The 24,054-nt window shown below is 41.2% G+C and carries 29 protein-coding genes and 3 pseudogenes; 27 read left to right on the top strand and 5 right to left on the bottom strand.

Annotated features, from left to right (window positions below; all coding sequences use genetic code 11):
• Window positions 1–184: 184 nt before the first annotated feature.
• From G610_RS22490 to G610_RS0117975, 4 genes are all read left to right on the top strand, one after another.
• A complete protein-coding gene (locus G610_RS22490; RefSeq protein ID WP_051198114.1) occupies window positions 185–1,450 on the top strand; it encodes an alpha/beta hydrolase-fold protein in 1,266 nt (421 codons plus the stop codon).
• 125 nt (window positions 1,451–1,575) lie between these two features.
• Entirely contained in the window at window positions 1,576–2,154 is a 579-nt protein-coding gene (locus G610_RS0117985) for a TetR/AcrR family transcriptional regulator (protein WP_026525879.1), read from the top strand.
• A gap of 188 nt (window positions 2,155–2,342) precedes the next feature.
• Window positions 2,343–3,362 carry an NAD-dependent epimerase/dehydratase family protein gene (locus G610_RS0117980; RefSeq protein ID WP_026525878.1) on the top strand — a complete coding sequence of 340 codons (1,020 nt, stop codon included), beginning with the start codon at window positions 2,343–2,345 and terminating at the stop codon, window positions 3,360–3,362.
• Window positions 3,363–3,398: 36 nt separating this feature from the next.
• A complete protein-coding gene (locus G610_RS0117975; protein ID WP_026525877.1) occupies window positions 3,399–3,758 on the top strand; it encodes an AtpZ/AtpI family protein in 360 nt (119 codons plus the stop codon).
• Window positions 3,759–4,006: 248 nt separating this feature from the next.
• On the opposite strand, the gene G610_RS0117970 is transcribed toward G610_RS0117975, so the two are convergent.
• Window positions 4,007–4,666: a Crp/Fnr family transcriptional regulator gene (locus tag G610_RS0117970; RefSeq protein WP_026525876.1), complete on the bottom strand. Its 660-nt coding sequence runs from the start codon at window positions 4,664–4,666 to the stop codon at window positions 4,007–4,009.
• Window positions 4,667–4,770: 104 nt separating this feature from the next.
• Between G610_RS0117970 and G610_RS0117965 the strand changes: the two genes are divergently transcribed.
• The 9 genes and pseudogenes from G610_RS0117965 to G610_RS0117920 all read left to right on the top strand — a co-directional run bounded on the left by G610_RS0117965 (window position 4,771) and on the right by G610_RS0117920 (window position 11,274).
• Window positions 4,771–5,541 (top strand): ATP-binding protein, encoded by a 771-nt coding sequence (locus G610_RS0117965; RefSeq protein WP_026525875.1) that lies wholly within the window; start codon window positions 4,771–4,773, stop codon window positions 5,539–5,541.
• A 365-nt stretch (window positions 5,542–5,906) separates the two neighbouring features.
• Window positions 5,907–6,386, top strand: coding sequence for a hypothetical protein (locus G610_RS0117955; protein WP_026525874.1), 480 nt, complete (start codon window positions 5,907–5,909; stop codon window positions 6,384–6,386).
• Window positions 6,358–6,615: a helix-turn-helix transcriptional regulator gene (locus G610_RS21595; RefSeq protein WP_079484333.1), complete on the top strand. Its 258-nt coding sequence runs from the start codon at window positions 6,358–6,360 to the stop codon at window positions 6,613–6,615. Before G610_RS0117955 ends, G610_RS21595 begins: the two co-directional genes overlap by 29 nt.
• A 5-nt stretch (window positions 6,616–6,620) precedes the next feature.
• Window positions 6,621–7,310, top strand: coding sequence for a hypothetical protein (locus tag G610_RS0117945; protein ID WP_026525873.1), 690 nt, complete (start codon window positions 6,621–6,623; stop codon window positions 7,308–7,310).
• A 188-nt stretch (window positions 7,311–7,498) separates the two neighbouring features.
• Window positions 7,499–7,960: a GNAT family N-acetyltransferase gene (locus G610_RS0117940; RefSeq protein WP_155831064.1), complete on the top strand. Its 462-nt coding sequence runs from the start codon at window positions 7,499–7,501 to the stop codon at window positions 7,958–7,960.
• Window positions 7,961–8,070: 110 nt separating this feature from the next.
• Window positions 8,071–9,096, top strand: a complete 1,026-nt coding sequence (locus tag G610_RS23860) for a GNAT family N-acetyltransferase (RefSeq protein ID WP_081667606.1) — start codon at window positions 8,071–8,073, stop codon at window positions 9,094–9,096.
• Between the two features lie 96 nt (window positions 9,097–9,192).
• A pseudogene (locus tag G610_RS21590) lies at window positions 9,193–10,179 on the top strand (MFS transporter).
• Window positions 10,180–10,481: 302 nt separating this feature from the next.
• Window positions 10,482–10,955, top strand: coding sequence for a nucleotidyltransferase domain-containing protein (locus tag G610_RS0117925; RefSeq protein ID WP_026525870.1), 474 nt, complete (start codon window positions 10,482–10,484; stop codon window positions 10,953–10,955).
• Complete coding sequence (locus G610_RS0117920; protein ID WP_026525869.1) at window positions 10,948–11,274, top strand: HepT-like ribonuclease domain-containing protein; 327 nt, start codon at window positions 10,948–10,950, stop codon at window positions 11,272–11,274. The genes G610_RS0117925 and G610_RS0117920 overlap by 8 nt, the downstream gene beginning before the upstream one ends.
• Window positions 11,275–11,335: 61 nt before the next feature.
• Here G610_RS0117920 and G610_RS0117915 read toward each other — a convergent pair whose 3' ends face one another.
• Window positions 11,336–11,533, bottom strand: coding sequence for an HAD-IA family hydrolase (locus G610_RS0117915; protein ID WP_026525868.1), 198 nt, complete (start codon window positions 11,531–11,533; stop codon window positions 11,336–11,338).
• A gap of 469 nt (window positions 11,534–12,002) precedes the next feature.
• On the opposite strand from G610_RS0117915, the gene G610_RS22845 reads away from it, so the two are divergent.
• Both G610_RS22845 and G610_RS21580 read left to right on the top strand, forming a co-directional pair.
• Window positions 12,003–13,283, top strand: a complete 1,281-nt coding sequence (locus tag G610_RS22845; protein WP_081667604.1) for a YjjG family noncanonical pyrimidine nucleotidase — start codon at window positions 12,003–12,005, stop codon at window positions 13,281–13,283.
• 29 nt (window positions 13,284–13,312) lie between these two features.
• A complete protein-coding gene (locus tag G610_RS21580) occupies window positions 13,313–14,263 on the top strand; it encodes a GH39 family glycosyl hydrolase (RefSeq protein WP_242829679.1) in 951 nt (316 codons plus the stop codon).
• A 76-nt stretch (window positions 14,264–14,339) separates the two neighbouring features.
• Here G610_RS21580 and tnpA (G610_RS0117895) read toward each other — a convergent pair whose 3' ends face one another.
• A complete protein-coding gene (gene tnpA / locus G610_RS0117895) occupies window positions 14,340–14,744 on the bottom strand; it encodes an IS200/IS605 family transposase (RefSeq protein ID WP_026525866.1) in 405 nt (134 codons plus the stop codon).
• Between the two features lie 13 nt (window positions 14,745–14,757).
• The gene (locus G610_RS0117890; RefSeq protein ID WP_026525865.1) at window positions 14,758–15,003 is read right to left on the bottom strand and encodes a hypothetical protein; all 246 of its coding nucleotides are present in this window, start codon (window positions 15,001–15,003) and stop codon (window positions 14,758–14,760) included.
• 80 nt (window positions 15,004–15,083) lie between these two features.
• Here G610_RS0117890 and G610_RS0117885 point away from each other — a divergent pair, with 80 nt between their 5' ends.
• The 11 genes and pseudogenes from G610_RS0117885 to G610_RS0117825 all read left to right on the top strand — a co-directional run bounded on the left by G610_RS0117885 (window position 15,084) and on the right by G610_RS0117825 (window position 22,708).
• Window positions 15,084–16,253 carry an RNA-guided endonuclease TnpB family protein gene (locus G610_RS0117885; RefSeq protein ID WP_026525864.1) on the top strand — a complete coding sequence of 390 codons (1,170 nt, stop codon included), beginning with the start codon at window positions 15,084–15,086 and terminating at the stop codon, window positions 16,251–16,253.
• Window positions 16,254–16,403: 150 nt separating this feature from the next.
• Window positions 16,404–16,973: pseudogene (locus G610_RS0117880) on the top strand (GH39 family glycosyl hydrolase); the annotation flags it as partial.
• Between the two features lie 135 nt (window positions 16,974–17,108).
• The gene (locus tag G610_RS0117870; RefSeq protein WP_026525862.1) at window positions 17,109–17,375 is read left to right on the top strand and encodes a TraX family protein; all 267 of its coding nucleotides are present in this window, start codon (window positions 17,109–17,111) and stop codon (window positions 17,373–17,375) included.
• A gap of 36 nt (window positions 17,376–17,411) precedes the next feature.
• On the top strand, window positions 17,412–17,945 hold the full coding sequence (locus G610_RS22485; protein WP_051198113.1) for a GNAT family N-acetyltransferase: 534 nt from the start codon (window positions 17,412–17,414) through the stop codon (window positions 17,943–17,945).
• Between the two features lie 317 nt (window positions 17,946–18,262).
• Complete coding sequence (locus G610_RS21570) at window positions 18,263–19,222, top strand: helix-turn-helix transcriptional regulator (RefSeq protein WP_051198112.1); 960 nt, start codon at window positions 18,263–18,265, stop codon at window positions 19,220–19,222.
• Complete coding sequence (locus G610_RS0117850; protein ID WP_026525861.1) at window positions 19,182–19,700, top strand: isochorismatase family cysteine hydrolase; 519 nt, start codon at window positions 19,182–19,184, stop codon at window positions 19,698–19,700. Before G610_RS21570 ends, G610_RS0117850 begins: the two co-directional genes overlap by 41 nt.
• 100 nt (window positions 19,701–19,800) lie before the next feature.
• Window positions 19,801–20,547, top strand: a complete 747-nt coding sequence (locus G610_RS0117845; RefSeq protein WP_026525860.1) for an N-acetyltransferase — start codon at window positions 19,801–19,803, stop codon at window positions 20,545–20,547.
• A 42-nt stretch (window positions 20,548–20,589) separates the two neighbouring features.
• A complete protein-coding gene (locus G610_RS0117840) occupies window positions 20,590–21,093 on the top strand; it encodes a YcxB family protein (protein WP_026525859.1) in 504 nt (167 codons plus the stop codon).
• 41 nt (window positions 21,094–21,134) lie between these two features.
• Window positions 21,135–21,596 carry a GNAT family N-acetyltransferase gene (locus tag G610_RS0117835; RefSeq protein ID WP_026525858.1) on the top strand — a complete coding sequence of 154 codons (462 nt, stop codon included), beginning with the start codon at window positions 21,135–21,137 and terminating at the stop codon, window positions 21,594–21,596.
• Complete coding sequence (locus G610_RS0117830) at window positions 21,593–22,087, top strand: GNAT family N-acetyltransferase (protein WP_026525857.1); 495 nt, start codon at window positions 21,593–21,595, stop codon at window positions 22,085–22,087. The genes G610_RS0117835 and G610_RS0117830 overlap by 4 nt, the downstream gene beginning before the upstream one ends.
• A 72-nt stretch (window positions 22,088–22,159) precedes the next feature.
• On the top strand, window positions 22,160–22,708 hold the full coding sequence (locus tag G610_RS0117825) for an NUDIX domain-containing protein (RefSeq protein ID WP_026525856.1): 549 nt from the start codon (window positions 22,160–22,162) through the stop codon (window positions 22,706–22,708).
• Between the two features lie 63 nt (window positions 22,709–22,771).
• Here G610_RS0117825 and tnpA (G610_RS21565) read toward each other — a convergent pair whose 3' ends face one another.
• Window positions 22,772–23,149, bottom strand: a complete 378-nt coding sequence (gene tnpA / locus G610_RS21565) for an IS200/IS605 family transposase (protein WP_081667598.1) — start codon at window positions 23,147–23,149, stop codon at window positions 22,772–22,774.
• A 40-nt stretch (window positions 23,150–23,189) separates the two neighbouring features.
• Here tnpA (G610_RS21565) and G610_RS23370 point away from each other — a divergent pair.
• Window positions 23,190–24,054: pseudogene (locus G610_RS23370) on the top strand (RNA-guided endonuclease InsQ/TnpB family protein); the annotation flags it as partial.

Genomic DNA, 24,054 nt, shown 5'->3' with positions numbered 1-24,054 from the left:
TTCAGAATATGTTTAGAGGCTTTTTAGGTTGGATTTAGTTTACGGATATATCATGAGAATGTAAACTGAAGAACAGAACTCTTAGAAATTCTGGAAACAGGCTTACTGCGAATGGTAGCTCGCAATATAAAATACTCCAAAACTTTTATGATAAACAGGAACAGATATATGGAGGATTTTTATAATGTTCAAGAAATTAGCAACTATTTTGACAACATGTGCGATAACCGTATCTGCAGTAGCTTGTGGAAGCCAGGCTCAGCAGGTAGACAGTATCCAGACCGATTCATCGGAAAGTACTCAGGAAGAAAGTGCTTCTTCTGAAGAGGTAAAAGAAGAAGCTTCAGATTCTGCTGCAGAAACTGAAACAACTACAGATACCGGTTCTACGTTAGAGCTGGGACTTGTCAGTAACACGCTTGCGGAAGATGAAGAGGGTCTTGTGGAGACATATACAGATCTTTTTGACCAGCTCACTTATACTGATGAAGAGACGGGTCTTTCTATAACTTATAATCTGTATCTTCCTGAAGGATATGATGAAAATGCAGAATACTCAATGGTTGTGTTTATAGGTGATTCAACAACTGCAGGAACTGATGCGGAGTATTCACTTACACAGGGGCTTGGTGGTCTTGTATGGGCAACATCAGAATGGCAGTCAGTATATCCGACCATAGTAGCTGTACCAACATATCCTGAAACAATTCTTGATGACCATGATGGATATAGTACAACAGAATATGTTGAGCTCACCAAGAGATTTATTGATTACATGTCAGATGAGTACGCAGTAGATACTGATAGAATCTATGGAACAGGTCAGTCCATGGGATGCATGACGACACTCATACTTGCATCGGAATACCCGGATTTATATGCTGCGTGTATGTTTGTTGATGGTCAGTGGGATACGGAACTTCTTTCAAATCTGGAGGGGCAGACCTTCGTTTATTTTGCAGCTGAAGATGATACAAGTGCATGGACCGGAGCGCAGGACCTTATGGCCAGATATGACGCAGATGGCGTCACCTACACATATGCACAATGGGACGGAACATGGTCAGCAGATGAGCTTTCAGCAGCTGCCTCAGAATTATTCAGTGGAGAAGCTACAGGAGCGTACTTTATATCCTGGAAGACAGGAACGATTGATGCAGGAACAGGCAATTCACCCATGGGCGGTGGAGATGGCAGCTTTGGCGAAAGAGGAAACGGCGGGCAGATGAGTTCTTCTGAAGAAGGAGGCCTTTCAAATCCCGAGGCTGCTACAGACGCTTCTTCAGATGTAAGTGAAGATAAGCCGGCAATGGAAATGACCGGCGAGAAGCCTCAAGGAATGATGGGCGGAAATGGTGGAGGCGCCGGAGGCGGAGCTACATACCATATGGCTTCATTTGATTACGCCTATAACTGTATAGCAGTTATGGAATGGTTGTTCCAGCAGTAAAAAGCATAATAATTTTAATACGGCACATTACAGCAGCTATGGAGAAATCTGTAGCTGCTTTTTTCTGCGAGTCAAATTGTGATATCATTTTAGTATGAGACTTCAGGTGTTAGGAGTGCTTTGCTATGAACAAGAATGAGAGCAAGTATTTTAAGTCTGCGGAAAAAATGCATACAGCGTTACTGACACTTCTTGACAGTAAAGATTTTGAACTTATTTCTGTTAAGGAGATATGTGAAACCGCTGGCGTTAACAGATCCACCTTTTATCTTCACTATGATAATGTAAATGATCTTCTGCATGAAACGGTGGAAGCTGTATATAAAGATTTCTTTGGGCGCTTTGGTGCTGAGGGGCCTGGAGCACTTGATATTGATGAAAAAAATGAGGATGAGCTATTTCTTGTAACACCCAAGTATCTGATGCCATATCTGGATTTTGTGGAAGAGAACCGCAAGCTCTTTTATCTGATGTATGAAAAGAACGAGATGATGGGCACAGAAAAGACCTATGAAACCTGGTTTAAAACAATATTCGGCCCCATTCTTACAAGGTTTGGAGTTCCCCAAAAAGAACAGCCACTTATCATGGTCTTTTATCTTAAGGGCATTATCGGAGTTGTCACTGAGTGGGTACGAGGTGGATGCACCGAGTCAAAAGATGAGATCATAAGCGTCATACAGAAGTGTATCATCAAGCCATAACGCAGTAAAAACACTATATCGAATTTACAAATCAACACTTTTTACAAAACGTGTCGGGACCTGTACTCCTGAAATCAACACATTTTGCAAAAAGTGTTGTTCTTTTTGTGTGCTCATTTTCCTATAATGACTTCAAGCTCAAAGCAAAGAGCAAAAAAACAAATTGAGAATAAGAAAGGAAAAGATAAATGAGCAAAACAAATAAGATGTATCTGGTAACAGGAGCAGCAGGATTTCTTGGAAGCACAGTCTGCAGAAAGCTTGTTGAAAGAAATGAAAAAGTAAGGGCGTTTGTCCTTGAAGGCGACAAGTCAGCAAAATATCTTCCTGAGGAAGTTGAAATAGCATACGGCGATCTTTGTAACAAAGATGACCTGGAAAGATTCTTTGAGACACCTGAAGATACGGAAGTAATTGTGCTTCATATAGCGAGCATCGTAACTGTAAATCCTGATTATAGCCAGAAAGTCATGGATGTAAATGTCGGTGGAACAGAAAACATCATAGAGATGTGCAAAGAGCACAAAGTATCAAAGCTTGTCTATTGCTCATCAACAGGAGCAATACCTGAGGAAGAAAAAGGAACCATAAGAGAGTGCGAAGGATCTATTCCCCTTGATCCTGAGAGAATCAAAGGCTGCTACTCATTGTCAAAGGCAATGGCAACAAACGTAGTGCTCAAAGCTGCAAAGGAAGGCCTTAATGCCTGTGTGGTACACCCGTCAGGAATCCTTGGACCTGAGGATTTTGCAATGGGCGAGACCACCAAGACTTTAGTTGACATCATCAATGGCGAGATGCCTGCAGGAATCGATGGAAGCTTTAATCTGTGTGATGTAAGAGATCTGGCTGACGGACTCATTGGGGCAGCTGATAAGGGCAAAAGCGGAGAGTGCTACATCCTTGGAAATGAGCCTGTTAGTTTTAAGGATTTTACAAAGCTTGTTTCAGAGGAGAGCGGTTGCAAGCAGATGAAGTTCTTTTTACCAATATCAGTAGCAAATCTGATTGCCGGGGTACTTGAGAAAAAGGCTAAGAAGACTGGAGAAAAACCGCTTATGACTACATTCTCCGTTTACAACCTTGCAAGAAACAACCGATTTGATTCAAGTAAAGCAAGTAAGGATCTGGGTTATACCACAAGGTCATATAGAGAGACCATACGTGACGAGATCAGATGGCTCAAAGAAACAGGAAAGATCGCATAAAAAAGACATTCAAGAGAAAAGAAGGAGAAGAATACGATGAACGATTTAGATAAGGTTTATGCAGAAAGCGTTGCAAAGGATTACATGCCAAAGGAAACAAATAAGGTAAGGCAGCTTAAAAAGCTTGATGAAAGAGCAAAGCTTCCGGCATTTATAACAGCCATGACGCTTGGAATTATTGGGACTTTGATCTTTGGCACAGGGATGTGCTTTGGACTTAGCGTCTTTGGAACAGGAGTGATTTTCATGGTCATTGGGGTGCTTCTTGGAATAGTAGGTGCTGCAATCTGCGTCATCAACTATCCTTTATACAAGAAGCTCCTTAAAAAGGGTAAGGAAAAATATGCCTTTGAAATTCTGGAACTTGCCAAAGAGATAACAGGAGAAGCACAATGAAGCATACCAGTGCTAAAAAAGCTCTTTACAACTCTTATAATGGCTGTTAGTAAGTTTGAAAGTGCTGTTACTGCAGTTATTGACGGGAAAGAATATAACGTAAAGAGTTAAAGTGGGAAGGCCACTGCATCATTGTACAGCTTTTGAAGCGTCTTGATAAATGCGGCAAGGTTCTCTCGGCTATCCGTCTTGTGAGTGCAGAGAACGCAGTGAAATTCTAAGTCTGCTTCTTACAGTACTTATGGTATTTAATCCGCCTTAATAAGCTTGAAATGACTTTTTCTATATTCGATAAGCCCCTCATCTTTCATGTGCGAGAGTTCTTTTGACATGTTGGTCCTTTCGAGGTTAAGGTAATCGGCAAGCTGTTGCCTGTTGAAGGGAATGTCAAATTCCCTTGAACTTGTCTGGAGTGCGATGGCATTGAGATATGACAAAAGGCGTCCGCGGCAGCTCTTGGGAGAAGTATGGAAACTGCGTCCAGAGAGGACAAGGTTTTTCTGAGATGAAATAATAAGTATGTTTTTTAGGAGCTTTTCCTTCCAGGGAGAGCTCTTTTTGCTGTCTTCAAGAAGGTTCTTTATATTGCAAAAGAGAATTCGGCAGTCTTCATTTGCTCTTACATCAACCAGAAGGACTTCGCCAAGTAGAGCATAGGTTTCAGCGAAGAACTGATTTTGGCCTACATGGCTTAAGACAGAGCAATTGCCCCAGACGTCATTGCTTTCAATAGTAACACTGCCTGAGAGTACCATGCCTATGCTTGAAGTTCGCTCTCCCGCGCGGAGAATCAGATCGTCTTTTCGATATTTCTTTTCCCTGGCATCCAGTGAAGCAAGGCATGAAGACAGTTCTTTAGCTGTCATTCCCTTGAACAATCTACTCTTTTCTATACCTTCAAGGTTCATAAATTTTTCTCCAAAATGTGGTTTGAACAACATACTTGTCATGAACAGTATATTATACTGACACCATCAGAACAAGAACAAAGGTCAAACAGAGAGGTTTAATGATGGTAAGAAAGATAATAAAAATCGATGAAGAAAAGTGTAACGGCTGCGGTATCTGCGCAAACGCATGTCATGAAGGAGCCATTGATATTGTGAATGGAAAGGCAAAACTGGTAAGAGAGAACTTCTGTGATGGATTTGGGGACTGTCTGCCGGGATGCCCAATGGGAGCAATCTCTTTTGAAGAAAGAGAAGCGCCTGCGTATGACGAAGCAGCAGTAAAGGCAGCACAGGAGAGGAAAGGATTGGTAAAAGATATGCATCAGTGCGAAAACAAGATGATGAAAGAAATGGAACAACACGCTGCAGGACATGGATGCCCCGGTTCAAGGTTTATGACACTTAAGAGTGGCAATCAGGAAGACATTGATCCCGGACAGGACATGATATCAAGAATGAGCACTCATCCATCAAGACTGATGCAGTGGCCATGCCAGATAAAGCTCCTTCCAACGCAGGCAGACTTTTATAATGGGGCCAAGCTCCTTATTGCAGCTGACTGCACAGCATACGCCTACGCTAACATGCATGAGGAATTTATGAAGGGCAAGGTTACAATGATTGGATGCCCAAAACTTGACGAAGGCGACTATACTGAGAAGCTTACGGAAATCATTTCAAACAACGATATTGTCAGCGTGACCATAGTAAGAATGGAGGTTCCATGCTGCGGAGGGCTGCAGAGAGCCGCAGAGAATGCAATAAAGAATAGCGGAAAGTTTCTTCCTTGGCAGGTTGTGACAATCTCCAGAAATGGTAAGATACTTGATTAAATTTCCCAGTAAGCATATATTTCATGGACTTCCCTTTGCAAAGCCAATGCAGATATATGCCGGAGATTACAAGCAGTAATAATTGAATCGCTTTGAGTACGGATGTGAGTTATATTCGAAGATAGTCGTGGCAAAAACAGGATTAAAACCTTCTTATGATGAGAAGGGAGTTATGATTATCGATTTGTTTGACTTTCTTATGGATAACGTTGAGCTATACAGCCACAAGTGGGCAAGGAATATTACAAGAGAAGAGATGGACTAAATAAATTCAAAAAGGTACTATATATTTCTTTTCGTGCATATGATAACGTCATAATAGGAACACCTAGAACGAATTAATAAAGCTTAAAAGGAGTATGCTTATGAAAAAGAATATCCGTACCGTTTTATTTGGAGAGCTTGTACTTTTCATCGTTGTATTTCTTATCAGTACCATAGGAACCAGTTTTGGTTTTTCTGCTGTCGCATGGTTTCTTGATGTGCCTTCGCTGATTCTTGTTTTACTTATTCTGATTCCCGGGCTCATTATCATGGGTGAGTGGAAAGATTTTTTGAATTCATTCTCAGTAGGGATAAAAGATTACAGACTTCTTGAACTAAAAAATATTATAGAAGCCGTAGGCGCTGCCCAGAAGCTTACTGTATTTGGAGCTCTTTTTGCCATAATAACTTCAGCAATAATTCTTATGGGACATTTATCTGAGCCGGAAACGTTTGGACCAAGCCTTGCTGTCTGCTTCCTTTCAGGTTTTTATGCAGTAATAATCGAGTTTTTTCTTCTGCCGCTTAAGTTAAATGCCGAGCGTAAGATGAATGAAGAGATGGACATGGAAGATGAATGATCCCGGAATTACAAAGGAGCAGTATCTTAATATAGCTCGTAAATTCGGATTTACGAAAAGAGAACTTGAACTCGGATACCTTAAAGTGTCGGGGTTTTCAAATCATAGAATTGCTTATATGCTCGGAATTTCTGAGCAGACGGTAAAAAATCATTTCACTCACATTTATGAAAAGGCGTGGGTTCCCGGAAGAAAGGAATTCCAAGAGCTGTTTACACAGGATGGATAGTGATTATGAAGAGAGCAGATAAAAGAGCTATCAAAATAATTTTAATTGCAAACGTCATCCTGATAGTTGCTGCTATTTGCGGGAGAATACTGAGCAGATTCATTTATGAAGACCATCTTGATGAGCCTTTGATCACAGTTGATGATACCGAGATTACCTTAAGAGAATTTGGATATTACATATATGAAGTAGAAGAGTTTGTGCAGAACCAGGCTCTTTTGTATGATCCGGAGAATCCAAAGCACTGGTGGAATACCCACTTTTCAGCCGGCATGGATTCTCAGTTTGTCTGTGATTACGCCAAGAAGGTGGCAGTTAAAACTTGTATATCAGATGAGATTTATTATAAAAGAGCTCTTTCTGAAGGAGTTGTATTAAGCAGCGCGGAAGAAAAACAAGCAATAGTCGAAGCAAAGATGATCTTAAGCAGCATGACCGGGAATCAGCTTGCAAGAACAGGGTTGGATGAAAGCATCCTCACTAATATGCGGATAAAACATACTCTTGCAGTAAAATATGCCAAATTTCTTGTAAATACCTGTGATTTAACAGGATATTCCGAAGACCCAGAAAAGCTTCTAAACTGGGACGGCGTGTATTATCAAGAAAAGATTCTACCGGAACATATAGTAAAGACTAATGATAAGGTTCTGGATAAAATAACGTTGGGAAAAATAACAGTGAATTATGAGTAATTCCAGTTGAATTTGTCGAGGTGGGATGTAAGAGGTTATAATATGCCTTCAAGTAAAGAAAACATGCTGTGAAGGTATAAATTACGATTTCCGGGAACTATGTCAGAAATGTAAATCATAATATATTGTATGAAAACTTATATGAATCAAATGCATGGTATAAATATTACTGATTAATGGGTGCAGAGATGTTAAATTACAGACTTATGACAATGGATGATTATGAAGCCGCATACGACCTGTGGATCAAATGCGGAAATGGACTCAATAATAAAGACGATTCATATGAAGGAATCGAGAAATATCTTAAGCGGAATCCAAATACTTCTTTCGTTGCAGTGCTTGATGAAAAGGTAGTTGGTGTCATTCTTTGCGGACACGATGGAAGAAGAGGGATAGTTCAGCATACCTGCGTATCGCCGGACTGCAGGAGGATGGGCATAGGCAAGAAGCTCGTTGACCTTGCTCTTGATGGACTAAAAGCAGAAGGAATCAACAAAGTTCTTCTCGTTGCTTTCAAAAAGAACGAGGGTGGCAACGCTTTCTGGGAATCACAAGGATTTACAATTCGTGAAGATTTAAATTATCGAAACAAGGCACTTACTGAAATGATCCGAATCGATCCGGATTATCTAAATGACTGCTTGTAATTCGGCCATTATATTGTAACAGTTAAGTGAAAAACAGGCCTATAACCGTGTAAGGAGGTCTGTTTTTTATTTTACGTTAATATATAATTACAGAAGGAGGGCGAAATCCGATGAATCTACGAGCATACAGCGCAGAAAAAGACTTCTCGATAATAAAGGACTGGATCACAGACGAAAAAACACACGCTTTGTGGTGTGCAAATAAGACCTCTTTTCCCATTCAGAAAGAGTCTTTTGACCGGATGCTGGCTGATCTGTCAGAGAGATTTGGAGACAATCCGTTTGTTGCCGTTGATGAAAAGGGTGAACCCATGGGATTCTTCTGCTATTCATTAAATAATGAGACCAAAGAGGGAATGCTTAAGTTTGTGATGGTGGATCCGGAAAGGCGCGGTAAAGGCCTGGGAAAAGAAATGATCCGAGCAGCTGCAGATTATGCTTTTGATGAAACCGGAGCCACTGCGGTTCAGCTTATGGTCTTCTCGGTAAATGAACGTGCAAGGCATTGCTATGAAAGCGTAGGATTTAAAGAAAGACGCACCGAGACCGGAGCTTTTTCATATCATGACGAAGTATGGGACAGATGCAATATGGTCTTGAGGAATACGAAACCACGAGGATTACAAATGATTATTGAAACAGAACGATTATTCTTACGTGAAATGAATATGAATGACTACGATGCCTTGTATGCTGTTCTTGCAGATCGTGAAATCATGCAGCATTATCCCTATGTTTTTGATGAAGAACGGGTTAAAGGCTGGATTGAGCGCAACATGAACCGGTACAGGGAAAATGGCTTTGGTCTATGGGCCGTGTGCCTTAAGGAGACCGGAGAGATGATCGGCGACTGCGGGCTGACATTGCAGAATATCGATGGCGAGATGCTCCCGGAGATCGGTTATCACATCCGAAAGGACTGCCAGCGAAAAGGATACGCTAAGGAAGCTGCAAGTGCAGTCCTTAAGTGGGCTTTCGAGAACACCGAGTATCCGGCTTTCTATTCATACTGCAAGTATACTAACGAGCCATCTTACAAGACAGCAGAAGCTATAGGAATGCATTTTGACAAAGAGTATCCTGACGAAGCAAATAAGATCACTCATGTTTCAGTGATTCATAGAGCAGGTCATTAAGATGGTTCTTTCTACCATGACTTCAACAGGAGATCTCATGCTCCGGAAAGGAATAACCTTAAAGAAGCTGGTAATTGAAAAAGCAATAAAGGAAAAATGCCTGATTACAGAAAAACGAAACTTGCATGTTACCTTGGTTTTATAACCCAGGCCATAGCTGCAAATTTTGCGCCACTTCTTTTCCTTAAGTTCCATAAGGACTATGGAATTTCCCTGGGCAATATAGCCTTGATATCCACTGTATACTTCTTTACTCAGCTGCTGATAGATCTTTTCTGCGCAAAGTTTAAAATAAAGAAGCAACCATGAGTCTGTTGCACTCATTTTACTGTTGGGGGTGCAGTGGGGACTATAGTAATATCTACGCTGTTTTTCAAGCTGTTTGGCATGGACAGTTGGAGATGGCTTGCAATTATGTGGGCGCTGGTGCCTGCTTTTAATATATACAACTTTGCTACATGTCCCATTGTGCCGATTGTTGAAGAGGGTCAGGGAATGGGAATCAGACAACTGGGGAAAAGACCTCTTTTCTGGGTTTCCATATGTCTTATGGTTTGTGCAGGAGCATCGGAACTCGCGATGGCTCAGTGGGCATCAGCCTATGCAGAAGCTGCGCTTGGACTTTCCAAAGCACTTGGTGATCTGTTGGGACCTTGTATGTTTGCGGTAACAATGGGCATAAGTCGCATCATATATGGAAAATATGGAGAAAAGATAAATCTTACCGGGTTCATGTTGGGATCAGGAGCTCTATGCGTTATCTGTTATCTCATGGCGTCACTTTCAAGTAGTCCGGTAATTGGCCTTGTAGGGTGTATCTTGTGTGGTTTTTCTGTAGGAATCATGTGGCCCGGAACAATAAGTATTTCATCTAAGAAGTTTCCCACAGGAGGCACGGCAATGTTTGCACTTCTTGCGATGGCTGGTGACCTTGGAGGAAGTGTAGGACCGGCAATCGTTGGAAGGGTTACGCAGTATGCCGGAGACGATATAAGAGCCGGAATGGGAGTTGGTCTTATTTTTCCTATAGTTCTTATAGCTATGCTGATCATAATGAGTAAGGCGACAGAAAGACATGACTGAAAAGACAGAAAGCAACCATTCGAGCTGCCTTATGCTTCCTATACCTTAAGGCAGGCAGAGATGATGCTGCGAATAAGTTGGCATCTCAATTGCCCATACAAGGGAAAGCAGAGAAGTTATTTGGCCGATCATTCAGCAGGGACTTAATGAGTCAGAGATAAACGAGAATATCAAATCAATTATCCTTGGTGATTGTGAAGGGATTTGGTGATACACCTTTAACTTTACAATAGTGCAATATTTGCATTTTTATTGACATAATAGTGCAAATATTGCACTATTATTATATGAGAGGTGCAAATATGGGCAATATAAAAGAAATCAGGATAGAAAAAAAGCTTACTCAGCAACAAGTAGCTGATATGATTGGTATATCTTTAAGATCCTATAAATCCTATGAGAATGATAAAGAAAAAGAAGGAACCTTAAAGTATAATTATATTCTGGAGAAATTACAGAGCATAAATCCGATTGATGAAGAGCACGGGATTCTAGAAATGGGATATATTACAGAGAAATGCAAGCAGGTGCTAGATGAATACCCTGTTCACTACTGTATTCTTTTTGGCTCTTATGCTAAGGGTAAAGCTGGTGAATCTAGTGATATAGATTTACTAATCTCATCAGATGTCAAGGGTATCAAGTTTTATGGAATGGTGGAGAAGCTACGAAATGCACTTCATAAGAAAGTTGATGTGCTCAATGTTGAACAGCTTAAGGATAATTTGGAATTAACAAATGAAATACTAAAGGACGGGATAAGGATATATGGATAATACTAAGAATGACAATTATTATCTAGAGAAGATAAAGGCTGATATTGTGTTTATTGTTGCACATATGAAGGACGTGGATTTGCAGGAACTAAATAGAAATGAAGTTCTTCTAGACTCTATGATGTTTAGAATGATTCAGATATCTGAGAATGCAAAGAAATTATCCGCTGAATATAAGAGCGAGAAAAGCAATCTTCCTTGGGATGAGTTATCAGGTCTTAGAAATCGAATTGTGCATGACTATGGCAATGTTGATCTTGATATAGTATTTGAGACCCTTAAATATGATATTCCTGAGTTGCTAGAGCAGCTTAAGTAGTAATTCTTCAATATCTCATACAACTCGAAGGAAGACGCACAGTAGTCGATGGTGTATTCTTTCATGGCTTTTCTATATCACCTGCAGGCATGAACCATACAGATATCATGCCTGCATTTTTTGCGCCAAGCATATCTGTCGTGAGAGAGTCACCAATAACAATGCAGGTTTCCCTGGGCTCTCCAATTTCATCTAGTACCATATCGAAGTATTCGACTGACGGCTTGTTGACGCTTCTAGCATTATAAGAAAGCAACATTCATGACACCTAAAAGCAATAAGTATGTAGCATATATTATGGATTGGAGTTTTAATTAAAAATTATATACCCTGTGACAATGATAAAGATTATGAAAGTGCAATAAATACAATCCTTAACAAGGATTTACAGCTGTTATAATCCGAATTTTACGGAGGTGCAATGCGTTTATATCACGGAAGCAATGTATTGGGTTTAAATGTGCTTGAGCCCAGGCTGGCAGATCATGATAGACCTTATGTGTATATGACCACCATAGATGCGGTGGCAGCACTTTATCTGTGCATATGCAAAATTTGTCAGAGACAAGATTCCGGATGCGTGGGAGATGTATGCGGAGGGCACACGAGATTTGGCCCTCCAATAATTTTATCGGAGCCCACGGCCTTTTGGAGCTGTGGGTTTCATTTGTACAAAATTAACTTAGATGAGATAGACAAAGAGGAGGAAGCGATTGGGGGAAGATTTCATGGATGAAATTATACTTGTTGAACCAAGTAGTGAATATGCCGAAGATCTATGGGCATTCAGGCGGGAAATAATAGAAAAAGATGCTGATGATGAAAACCAGTTTGCCGGGTGCATGTCGCTAAATTCATGTAATTCTGCTGATGAATGGATACGAATATGTACGCTGAGAAAAGATGAAAAGACATGTGAAGAAGTAGGGACGGAAGTACCATCACATACTTATCTGGCAATAAGGAAAAGGGATAACAGAATTGTGGGCGTAATTGATCTTCGCCATCACATTGATCATCCTATTCTTGGTACCTGGGGTGGACACTGCGGATATTCGGTGCGTCCATCCGAGCGCGGGCATGGCTATGCAAAGGAGATGCTCCGCCTTAATAAGCTAAAAGCGGGAGAGCTGGGAATCGATAAGATGCTTGTAACCTGCGATGAAGGGAATCCTGCAAGCGAGAAAACTATTATCGCAAACGGCGGAGTATTTGAGAAAACCATCGATGTTGATGGTGATAAAATGAAAAGATTTTGGATAAATATAAAAGGGGCACACAAAAACTTTCTGTTTGATCTTGATCAGACTCTGCTCGATTTTAATGCATCCGAGCGTATAGCGCTGGAGATTGTACTTAAGACAGGCGGACTTTCCTTTTCAGAAGAGATATATAACGCTTTCAAGGATTACAACAAAGCTTTGTGGGGGGAACTTGAAAAAGGCACCATAAGCAGGACAGAGCTTTTTGTAAAGAGGTTTAATTATATCTTCGGAAAATGTGAAGGTGATTCTTCGGGACTTGATCCTCTTAAGATCAATGCTGAATTCATCAGAACAATGTCTGAAAATGGCGTACTTCTGAATGGTTCGCTGGAGCTGGTAAAAAAGATCAAAACGGAAATAAAGGATTCAAGAATATTTGTCATAACAAATGGCGCGACTATCAATGCCAAAGGCAGAATTGAGACCACAGGCTTGGACAGATATATTGATGGTATTTTTGTAAGCGAGGACATGGGCGTTAACAAGCCTTCAGCAGAGTATTTTGACATGGTGCTCGCTGAGATTGGAGAGATCAGGGAAAACTGTATTGTTATAGGCGATTCACTCACATCAGATATGCTTGGAGCAAAGAACGCCGGCATGAACTCTGTCTGGTTTATGCCTGGAGGCGATATAGAGAGCGCTATGAAAGAATACGACATCGACTACTGCGCGTCATCATTTGATGAGCTGTATGAGATATTGAAACAATGGTCCAGGGTGGCGGGGTTAGTGACCCATTAGAATGCTCAAACTGGAAATGGAGGATGGAAATGGAAACAGAAAAAATAATTGTGGACGCGGCAGCAAGCGTCCCATTTAACAATAACGTGGATTATTGTGTAGGCACAGGCCGACTTGATCTTGCACTTACTGAAGAATATCTTAAAGAGCTCAAATTTGTGCAGGACATGATTGGCTTTTCATATATCAGAGGTCATGGACTTTTTTCAGATGATGTGGCTATTTACCATGAATATGAGGAAGATGGCGAAACCAAGGTTGAGTACAACTACACTTACATAGACAGGATTTTTGACAGATTCTTAGAGCTTGGAATCCGCCCATATCTTGAGCTTGGATTCATGCCGGAGCAGCTTGCAAGCGGCACACAGACTATTTTTTACTGGAAAGGGAATACTACTCCGCCAAAGGAATATAAGAAGTGGACGGACATGGTGATCGCTTTGCTTGAGCATTTGAAGGCTCGCTACGGTGAGGAAGTTACGGAGTGGCCTATTGAAGTGTGGAATGAGCCAAATCTTCCGGGCTTTTGGTACAATGCAGATATGGAAGAGTACTGCAAGCTATTTAAGGAAACTTTCCAGGCAATAAAGGCCTATGATGATCGCTTTAAGGTAGGAGGTCCTGCAATCTGCGGAGTCAGAGATGCAGAGTGGATTCAGGGATTCCTTGATTTTTGTAAAAGAGAAGGAATTCGTCCGGACACCGTTACAAGGCATCACTATACAGTAGAATTTCCTGAAAGAATAGGCCACTATGACTACTCTAAGCTCGAGGATTCAAAGATGCGTTTTGAAAATCTTCAGGCTACAAGGGATATAGTGGATTCCTACGAGGAGTTTAAGGGGCTGCCTATCCATCTTACAGAGTTCAGTACTTCATACACACCAAGAGGCGTTATCCACGATACCAATATAAACGCGGCTTACCTTGCAAGGCAGCTCTCGGGTCTTGGAGATGTGAACGAGGCTTATTCATAAATATAATCCTTTCGGTTTCGTAGGCGGAAACCCACTGCCCTTGGGCGGTGGGAGGAGCCTTGTAAATTTGTAGCCATTAACCTTGGCTTTCGATGTACTTCTGTATGGTGGTTGATGATACTTCGCCAATACTGCAAGCAAAATAACCGTCTGACCAAAAGATTTTCTTCTTCCAATAGTGTTTAGACAGGAAGTTCGTATATTTCTTCCACAGATAGTATGTAGTCTGCTGTTTAATTAGCTTTACAATGTCACATACTCTGTCCGTGGCATCGTAGCTTATCAGAAAATGAATATGGTCTTTATCAGTTTCCATAGCTATAATACCGTAACCTTTAGAATTGCAGATATCGTATATCTTTTGCTTTATATCGTCAGTGATAGAACCTTTAAGTATTTGCTTGCGGTACTTCGTGACAAGAACTATATGCACTTTAAGACTATACTTGCGTCTGTTGTGGCGATTATATCTGTTATCCATATTTGTTTAAGTATTACAAAAGTCTTTTTAATATCTCGATACTATCTATGATTTCTGGATATGTTTTACCAGTTTTTCTATATTGCGACATCTCGTAATAATTTAGCATCACATTCCCGTTTTGATGAATAGACAGACACTGTAAATATTGATTTTCCACATCCACCTTCACGACAACGCTTGGCCTATCGTCAAACGGTTTTCCATCAAACCCGATAGTTTGTCTTATTACTTCGTCACCTATATTAAATTCTGTCATGTCAAAACTCCTTATAAACAATTGACTTTCACTAACAATTATTATATCATATAATTAGTGAAATATCAACGAGGTACACTATGGAACAGATGACAGTTACAGCTAAAATTCAGATATCTGTTAATGCAGACAGTAAGGTTTTACTTGATGAAACCATGTCTGTTTATTCTGATGCTTGTAATTATGTATCTGACTATGTGTTCCGCACTCACGACTTAAAGCAGTTCTCACTTAACAAGGCTTTGTACTCTACACTCCGAGAAATGTTTGGACTCAAATCTCAGATGGCTCAGTCCGTATTTAAGACTGTCATTGCAAGATATAAGACCATTCTTGAAAATCAGAAAGAGTGGATTCAGCCGTCTTTCAAGAAGCCACAGTATGACCTTGTATGGAATAGGGATTATTCTCTTACGCAAAACTGCTTTTCAGTAAACACGCTGAATGGTCGTGTTAAGTTGCCTTATTTCTCTGGGAGTATGTCTAAATATTTTGACCATACAATCTATAAGTTTGGTACTGCCAAACTTGTAAACAAACACGGTAAGTATTATTTACATATCCCTGTTACTTATGATATCGAAGAAAGTAATATATCCGATATTTGCAATGTTGTTGGCATTGACAGAGGTATTAACTTTGTCGTTGCTACTTATGACAGTAAGCACAAGTCTGGATTTGTAAGCGGTAAAGCCATCAAGCAGAAACGTGCTCACTACTCTAAGCTTCGTAAAGAACTCCAAATGTGTAAGACACCATCTTCAAGACGTAGATTAAAAGCTATCGGTCAGCGAGAAAACCGTTGGATGCAGGATGTGAACCACCAGGTATCAAAGGCACTCGCTGAATCCAATCCGAAGCATACACTCTTTGTCCTTGAAGATTTGTCTGGTGTCCGTAACGCTACAGAGCGTGTCAGAGCCAAAGACCGCTATGTTTCTGTATCATGGTCTTTCTACGACCTTGAACAGAAACTTGTTTACAAAGCTAAACAGAATCAGTCTACCGTTATTAAGGTTGACCCTCGTTATACGAGTCAGTGCTGTCCTGTATGTGGACACATTGAAAAAGCCAATCGTGATAAGAAATTGCATCTGTTTACTTGTAAGAACTGTGGCTATAAATCAAACGATGACCGCATTGGAGCTATGAATCTGTACCGCATGGGAATCAACTATCTATGCTTATCTGCCGACAAGGCCGATATGATGGAAGGTAGTAAAGTACCTGATACAGTTACGGCAGAGTAAATCTTTGTCGTAAGGGGCGGTGTCAACCGTCCCATGATGCGACCCCACGGAAGTTACACCGACAAAATGTAGGAGTTATTGCAACGAACTACAGGGGAGTCGCAAGCCCATTACCTTTAGGTGATGGGTGGTTGACACTGGACTTTTGGTGATGTGTTTGAGGAACAGGGTGTTCAGAACTCTCTATTCAACGGCGGATTTGGTATGGTGGCTTCCGGAAATATTCCAAAGCCTACCTTCTGGACCTTCTACTTTTTCAAGCAGCTTAAGCTCTTTAGTCAGAAATGTGTCTATAGAGATGATAATGCTGTGATCGTTAAGGGCGACAAGGGCTATGCCGGAATTCTCTGGAATATAGATGAGGGAGATAAGATAAAAGAGATTTTATTTAACCTTAAAGCTGAGAACAATCAGGAAAACGATTATACACTGATAACCAAGACTGTGGATGAAACCTGCTGCAATCCCCTTAAGCTCTGGCATGATCTTGGCGAGCCTGCTTATCCGACAAAAGAAGAGACTGAACTTATAAAAAGTGCAGCATGGCCACTTACCTCCAGTAGTGTTGTGAAGGTTAGTGGCGTAGCCGGCTCCGAAGATGGAAAAGCACACATCTCCATACCTGTAAATAAAAATGGCGTTGTTTACTTTACACTTACTGAGAGGCATTTCACACCTGACAGAGGCTACGACTACGACAAGGTTGTTTCGTTCCACTAAATGGACCAGGGGGTTAGTGGTTCATTTCATCTGAAAAATAATAGTGAAAAACAGATCGATATCCGTGTAGGAAAAGGTCTGTTTTTGTTGTGTGATATTTTTAAAATATAAAATGCACTTATTTAGGAGGAAGGAATGAAAACAATTGCCGAAATTGGCAGGGAGACAACTGGTTTAAACTCTAATCAGATAAAGTTTATTGCTATTATTGCGATGACCATAGATCATGTGACATGGCTTTTGTATCCGGGATGCCAGGAAATATGGTGGGTCATGCTTTTGCATGTGATAGGAAGACTGACAGCTCCTATCATGTGGTTCTTCTATATCTACTATCCGGCCCATTTATTTGTTATCGGTATTATCAGAGTATTGCTTGGGAATGGAAGTATTTTTCCGTAAATAAGATTATGAGTATGTAATGGAGGAAAGATTGTTATGAGAATTGAAACCGATAGATTAGAAATTAAAGAATTTACATTAGATATGGCCTATGATGTCCACAAAAACTCACTGGATGAGGATAACAGAAGATTTGTGCCGGACGAGGTTTTTGAGACTGAAGATGATGCAAAAGAAACAATTGAGTTTTTGATGTCACAGTATGGCGCAACGGATGGACCTCTTGTATATCCTGTGTTTGTAAAAGAGGACAACAAAAATATCGGCTACGTCCAGATGGTTCCGATCGATGATGGAAAATGGGAGATTGGATACCATATCGCAAAGGAGCAGACAGGAAAAGGCTATGCCACTGAGGCTGTGACAGCATTTTTACCGGTTATGGCGAGGACCGTGGATACAAAAGAAGTGTATGGCATTTGTCTTAGCGAAAATGTGGCATCCAAGCATGTACTTGGTAAGTGCGGCTTTGAAGTTATTTTTGAAGGCCTTGGCGACTACCAGGGAGAACAGCGAGAAGTGTATAAAAGCGTATGGTCCAGGGGTACTGAGTTAGTGGATCATAAATAGGGAGAAAAAAGTGGAAGAACAGTATTTTTATCATGTGATATCCGACGTTCCCAAGTGTGTGGGGGAGCATCTTATCTTAGATGAAGATCATCCAAACTCGGACGACCCACCTATGGAATTGCCAGGATCAGGGTCAATGGAAATGTCTATGAAGGTGACGCCTACAAGTGCTTTGACGGTGTGATTGATGACAGGGACCCACAGCCACGCGGTTGTGGGTTGTTTTTTGTCCAAATCAGTGTAAATCAGTGTAAAATATAAACATGACATATAGATGACGTGTTTGCCATGTTAAGCTGAATTCAGAAGGTGATCAAATGAAGATAGACAGACTTATCGGAATACTATCTATTCTTTTGCAAAAGGAAATAACAACTGCACCGGAACTGGCTGAGCATTTTGAAGTGTCCAGGAGAACTATCAACAGAGACATTGAAACTCTGAGCCAGGCAGGGATACCTATTCAGACTACCCAGGGAGTCGGAGGCGGAATCAGCATTATGAGTGGGTATCGCATGGATAGGACGATTCTTACGTCAAGAGACATGCAGATGATTCTTGCCGGGCTTCGAAGCCTTGATAGTGTCAGTGGCAGCGGATATTATGGGCAGCTCATGGAGAAAATCCAGGCGGGTTCTTCTGAATTTCTCAGCGGAAGGGACTCCATCCTTATCGATCTCTCCTCGTGGTATAAGGATACGCTTTCCCCGAAAATTGCACTTATCCAGGATGCCATTGAGCTAGGGAAAAGGCTGAAGTTTAACTACTTTTCACCAAAAGGGGACTCAAAAAGAGAGATTGAACCTTATTATCTCATCTTCAAATGGGCCAGCTGGTATGTGTATGGATATTGCCTTTTGAGGAAGGATTTCAGGCTGTTCAAGCTTAACCGAATGGATGAAATTGTCCTTGGAACCGACTTTGAAAAAAGAAGCGAGATACCTGCACCATCCATTTCGAATGAAGAGGTTTTCCCGGAGAAGGGTAGGGTTAAGGCTATTTTTGACCCATCCATGAAATGGCACCTTGTGGAAGAGTATGGCACTACTTCTTTCAAGGAACAGCCTGATGGGACACTGCTTTTCGAGCATGAGTATTCGGATGATGAAGGCCTGATAGCATGGATCCTTTCATGCAGAGATAAGGTTACAGTCCTTGAGCCTCAGTCTGTCAGAGAGAAGCTTTATGAGATCACCAGTGACATTGCACACAAATATGAAGAGGTGGAGAAAAAACATGGAAAACAAAGCACTGGTCGTAATCGACATTCAAAATGACATCACTAAGAATTATAAGAAAATCGTTGATGGTATAAACAAAGCTATCGATTGGGCAACGGCAGAAGATATGCACGTAGTTTACATCAAGCATAACAACCTGTCGGCAGGAACCAGAACCTTTAAACCCGGGACAAAAGGCGAGGAACTTGTTCCTGAAATGAAGATTGTATCGGACAATATTTTTACCAAGTCAAAATCGAATGCACTGACATCCGAAGAGTTTTCAGGATTCATCAATAACAACGGGATCGCAGAGTTCTATGTTGCAGGTGCTGACGCTACTGGCTGTGTAAAATCGACAGTCTTTAATATGACCAAATCGGGATACAGGGTTCATGTAATATCCGATTGCGTTACAAGCTATGATCTTAAGAAACTGGATGAGATGTACGCATACTATGCCAGCAAGGGGTGCGAGGTAAAAGAGCTTGATGAGTATATGGGGCCAGAGAACCTGCTACATCGCAGATCCTGAGGGTAACCTCATTGAAATCGGATCCTGGAATAAAACATTTGAGGAAAAGGATGGACCAGGGGGACGGGGTTAATAGTCTATTTTAGAAGGAGAATTCAATATGGAGTACATACAGGTTACAAAAGATAATCTTGAAAATGAACACATCTGCTGCGCAATATCCAATAATAAAGACGTTCAGGTATCATCAAAGAAAGCATGGCTTGCAGATAGATTCGATGAAGGCCTCATTTTCTTAAAGAGCGTAGAGCGCGGTAAATGCTTTATTGAATATATTCCTGCTGAGTATGCCTGGAATCCAATTGATGCCCCAGGCTATATGTATATCGACTGTCTGTGGGTATCAGGTTCCTTGAAGGGACATGGCTATTCCACGGACCTTCTTAACGAGTGCATCAGAGATAGCAAAGAGAAGGGAAAAAAGGGACTTTGCATACTGGCAGCAGCCAAGAAGAAACCATTCCTCTCAGACCCTAAATTCCTCACTGCAAAAGGCTTCACAGTGGCTGATGAATCCGACAACGGCATACAACTTTGGTATCTGCCGTTCGAGGACGGCGCAGAAACACCGACCTTCAAGGGATGCGCGAAGCACCCACATATCGACGAAAAAGGCTATGTTTTATACTACACAAATCAGTGTCCCTTTAATGCCAAGTATGTGCCTGTAGTAGAGGAGACTGCCGGGGAAAACGGAATACCATTCAAAGCGATCAAAATAGGCAGCAGGCAGGAGGCTCAGAATGCGCCGACTCCAATCACCACTTATGCATTGTTTCACGATGGAGAATATATAACTAATGAACAGATGAATGATAAGAAGTTTTTGACATTAGTAACCAAATGAGTTTTATTATCATATAGAGACTTTGTTTGGGAGGAAATGGAAATGCCGTTAGAAACTGATTTATTATGCTCACTTCAAGCTTTGAAAAAAGTAAACAGGGCCAGAATGCTCGCTCTTCTTAAGAGTAACTGGCTCTTTTTTCTGCTGATATTTGTAGGAATCCCCACTATCATTAGCGTTCAGGATCTCATGAGGGGAGATAAGGGAGCCATTTTTACATGGGTTACTTCTCCATTCCTGTTATTGCTCGCACTATTTATTGCCACTGAGATGAGTACCAAGATGGTGTTTGAAAAAAATAAGACTCAGGGTAATATGCATATTCACTATACTTTCTTTAACGATGAATTTCAGATGGAGACCGCGCTTATAAAAAATATGATTCGCTATGACGCACTCCGCGGCATTACCGAAGACAGGAATTACTTTTTCCTGAAGCTTTCATCCTCAAAAATACTGGTTGTTCAAAAACAGAACTGTTCACCGGAACTCATCTCTTTTTTGCAGGAAAAAGCTGCAGTTATTAAATCAAAAGGCAAGAGATGATAGTGGCATTGAAGGAGTATGAAAAAGGAGGGGGTGGAGTTATGGAAATAAGGATTGCTGATAAAAATGATATAGAACTGATGATGAGCAGCAGACTGGAGATGCTAAAAGAAGTATTTTGTCTCGAAGCTGATCATCAGTATTCTGAAAGCTTTGTAGAAAACAGCAGGAGATATTTTCTTGAGGGAGATCAGACTACTGTTCTTGCTATGGATGGAGGAAGTGTCGTAGGCTGCGCATCAATGTGTTATTTTAGCGTAATGCCGACCTGTGAACATCCCACAGGCAAGCGGGCTCACCTAATGAATGTATATACTAGAAATGAGTATCGGGGGCAGGGCATAGGAATGAAAATGGTTAACATGCTCATCGATGATGCCTGGAACAATGGAGCAACAGAAATCAGCCTTGATGCAACAGAAGCGGGGAGACCACTCTATAAGAAATGTGGTTTCGAAGATTCGGGAGAATGTATGGTTTTGGTAAAGGGGAAATTACAATGAATTACAGACCGGGAACATTGCAGGATCTAGATTCAATCTGCTCATTGATAAAGGATGCAATAGCCGAAATGGAAAAGCATGGAATTTATCCGTGGGATGATGTATATCCTGCAAGAAGTGATTTTGAAGAAGACATAAAGAATGAAACTTTATATGTGGTTTACGAGCAAGATGAGCTCGTTGCTTTTTATGTTATAAGCGGCGAGTGCGATGAACAGTATGGTAATGCCACATGGAAATTTGATGCGGATTCAGCATATATCCTCCATAGATTCTGCGTCTCTCCGAAAATGCAGAACAAGGGAATTGGAAAAGCTGTCCTTAGGCACATAGAAGAGCAGATAAAAGACATGGGCTATAAGTCAGTAAGACTGGATACCTTTACAGAGAACCCATTTGCCCAGAAGCTATATCGCCATAACGGATATGAACCCAGGGGATTCGCTGACTGGCGAAAGGGCCGTTTTGATCTTATGGAAAAAGCGATTTGAGAAATTTTCAGTCCTGTTCTAACAGGACTGTAGTTTTGTAAAAAGCCATCAAGGGAGGAGTTTTTTTCAAAAATGGATCAGGAAGAATTATTGCTTAATTTGGAAGATAATGAGTGGCCGCTTACGACTATTGATCATGACAGGATGATCGCAAGGGCAATAGTAGTGGATGATGAAGATAATTTCTATTTTGTCAGAGCAAACAGAGATGATGATTTCGGAAAAGCTACACTTATAGAAACTGCCGGAGGAGGGGTAGAAGCAGGAGAAGATTTGGACACCGCAATCAGACGCGAACTTAAGGAAGAATTAGGCGTCGATGTCGAGGTGATGTGCAAAATTGGGGTTGTCAGTGATTACTACAATCTGATCCACAGGCACAATATAAATAACTATTTTCTATGTAAAATAGTGGCTTTTGGCGATAAGCATTTAACAAAAGATGAAATAGAGGATTTTCATCTTTCAACATTGAAACTAAAGTATGAAGAAGCTTTAGCTGAATATGAAAAGTGCAGATGCACCAGCTTGGGAAGACTTGTAGCAAACAGGGAGGTCCCTGTATTAAAGAGGGCAAAAGAATTATTGCATAGCCAGCAAGGAAATACTTATGTTAGTTGAATTATGAATAATTAGCGAGAAAACCCCTCCCGACGATGTCGGTCGGGGATGAATCGCCCGTCTTCAACGCTTTGCTTTAACATATTTTCCAGATTTCTCATATTTTCTTCGATGGTCATCAGTGCGCTGTTCTTCTATGTATTTTTTGACGGTTTCCATGGATACGGAACCGGTAGTAGCGCAGAAATAGCTGGCACTCCAGAATGGTGAATCACCCCATAGGTACTTTTCGATATGCTCTTTGTATCTTAAGTGAACCTCTCGTGAAAGCCCGGTCTTTAACGTGTTGATCAGCTTTACCGGTGCCACATCTGGAGTCATTGAGATCAGAAGGTGCATGTGATCTCTGTCTGTTTCAGCTGAGAGCAGGTAGACTGAGTGCCTGTTCCTCTTGTAACTGTCTATGAAACCTCCAAATCTAACACAAACAAATGTTTGCATATTTGCTATAAATATGCTATAATACAGAGTATAAGGCTTGGTGAATGGAATTACAACCGTGTACAGAACAAGGCAGTTCAGAATCAGTAAAAACAACAGACTATATGGTTACTGCAGCGATATCTGCAGAGCCTGCGCCATTCTGTACAACAGGGCTAATTTCATAATCCGTCAGTATTCTTCAGCCGTGGAAGCCATGGCATCCTACAGACCCCTGTATCCCAATCAGATGCAGGTATTCAGGCTTGTGAATGACACCCTCGATGGTACAAAATATCAGGTAAAAGGTTTCTGGCTTTCTTACAATGCCCTCGACTATCTTTTAAAGACCACAAAAGATAAGGCATACTACGGGCTTCCATCACAGGCAAACCAGCAGATACTGAAGCTCCTGCTTAGGGATTACAAGTCATTTTTTGAGGCAGTGAAGGCATATGCAAAGACTCCGTCTGCTTTTACAGGACGTCCCCGCATGCCCAGGTATGTAGGTGAGGGAAAGTACAAGACAGCCATACTCACAAACCAGATATGCAGGATAAAGGATGACTCTCTTATCAGATTCCCCGGAACAAACGATATGCTAAGACTTGGTGAAGACTTCCCTTGCGGAAAGCTTAAGGAAGTGCGCATAAAGCCACATGGGAAGGACTTTGTGATAGATGTCGTTATGGATGTGGAAACAAGGGGCATGGCTCCTGCTGATGATAAGGAAATACTGAAGGATCTTGCAGATATGGCGGATATTTCAGGCATCCATATAATGGCAATAGATCCCGGAACAGATAACATAGCTGCCGTAGTAAACAACTTTGGCGAGAGCCCCTTTGTCATAAAGGGCGGAACCATCAAGGCTATCAACCAGTTTTACAACAAGGAAATGGGAAGACTCGCTTCATGTGCCATGA

The sequence above is a fragment of the Butyrivibrio sp. MB2005 genome (genome assembly GCF_000424285.1).
Classification (GTDB): domain Bacteria; phylum Bacillota; class Clostridia; order Lachnospirales; family Lachnospiraceae; genus Butyrivibrio.
The sequence above is the reverse complement of the archived record's forward strand: the minus strand, read 5'-3'. Positions and strand labels throughout refer to the sequence as shown.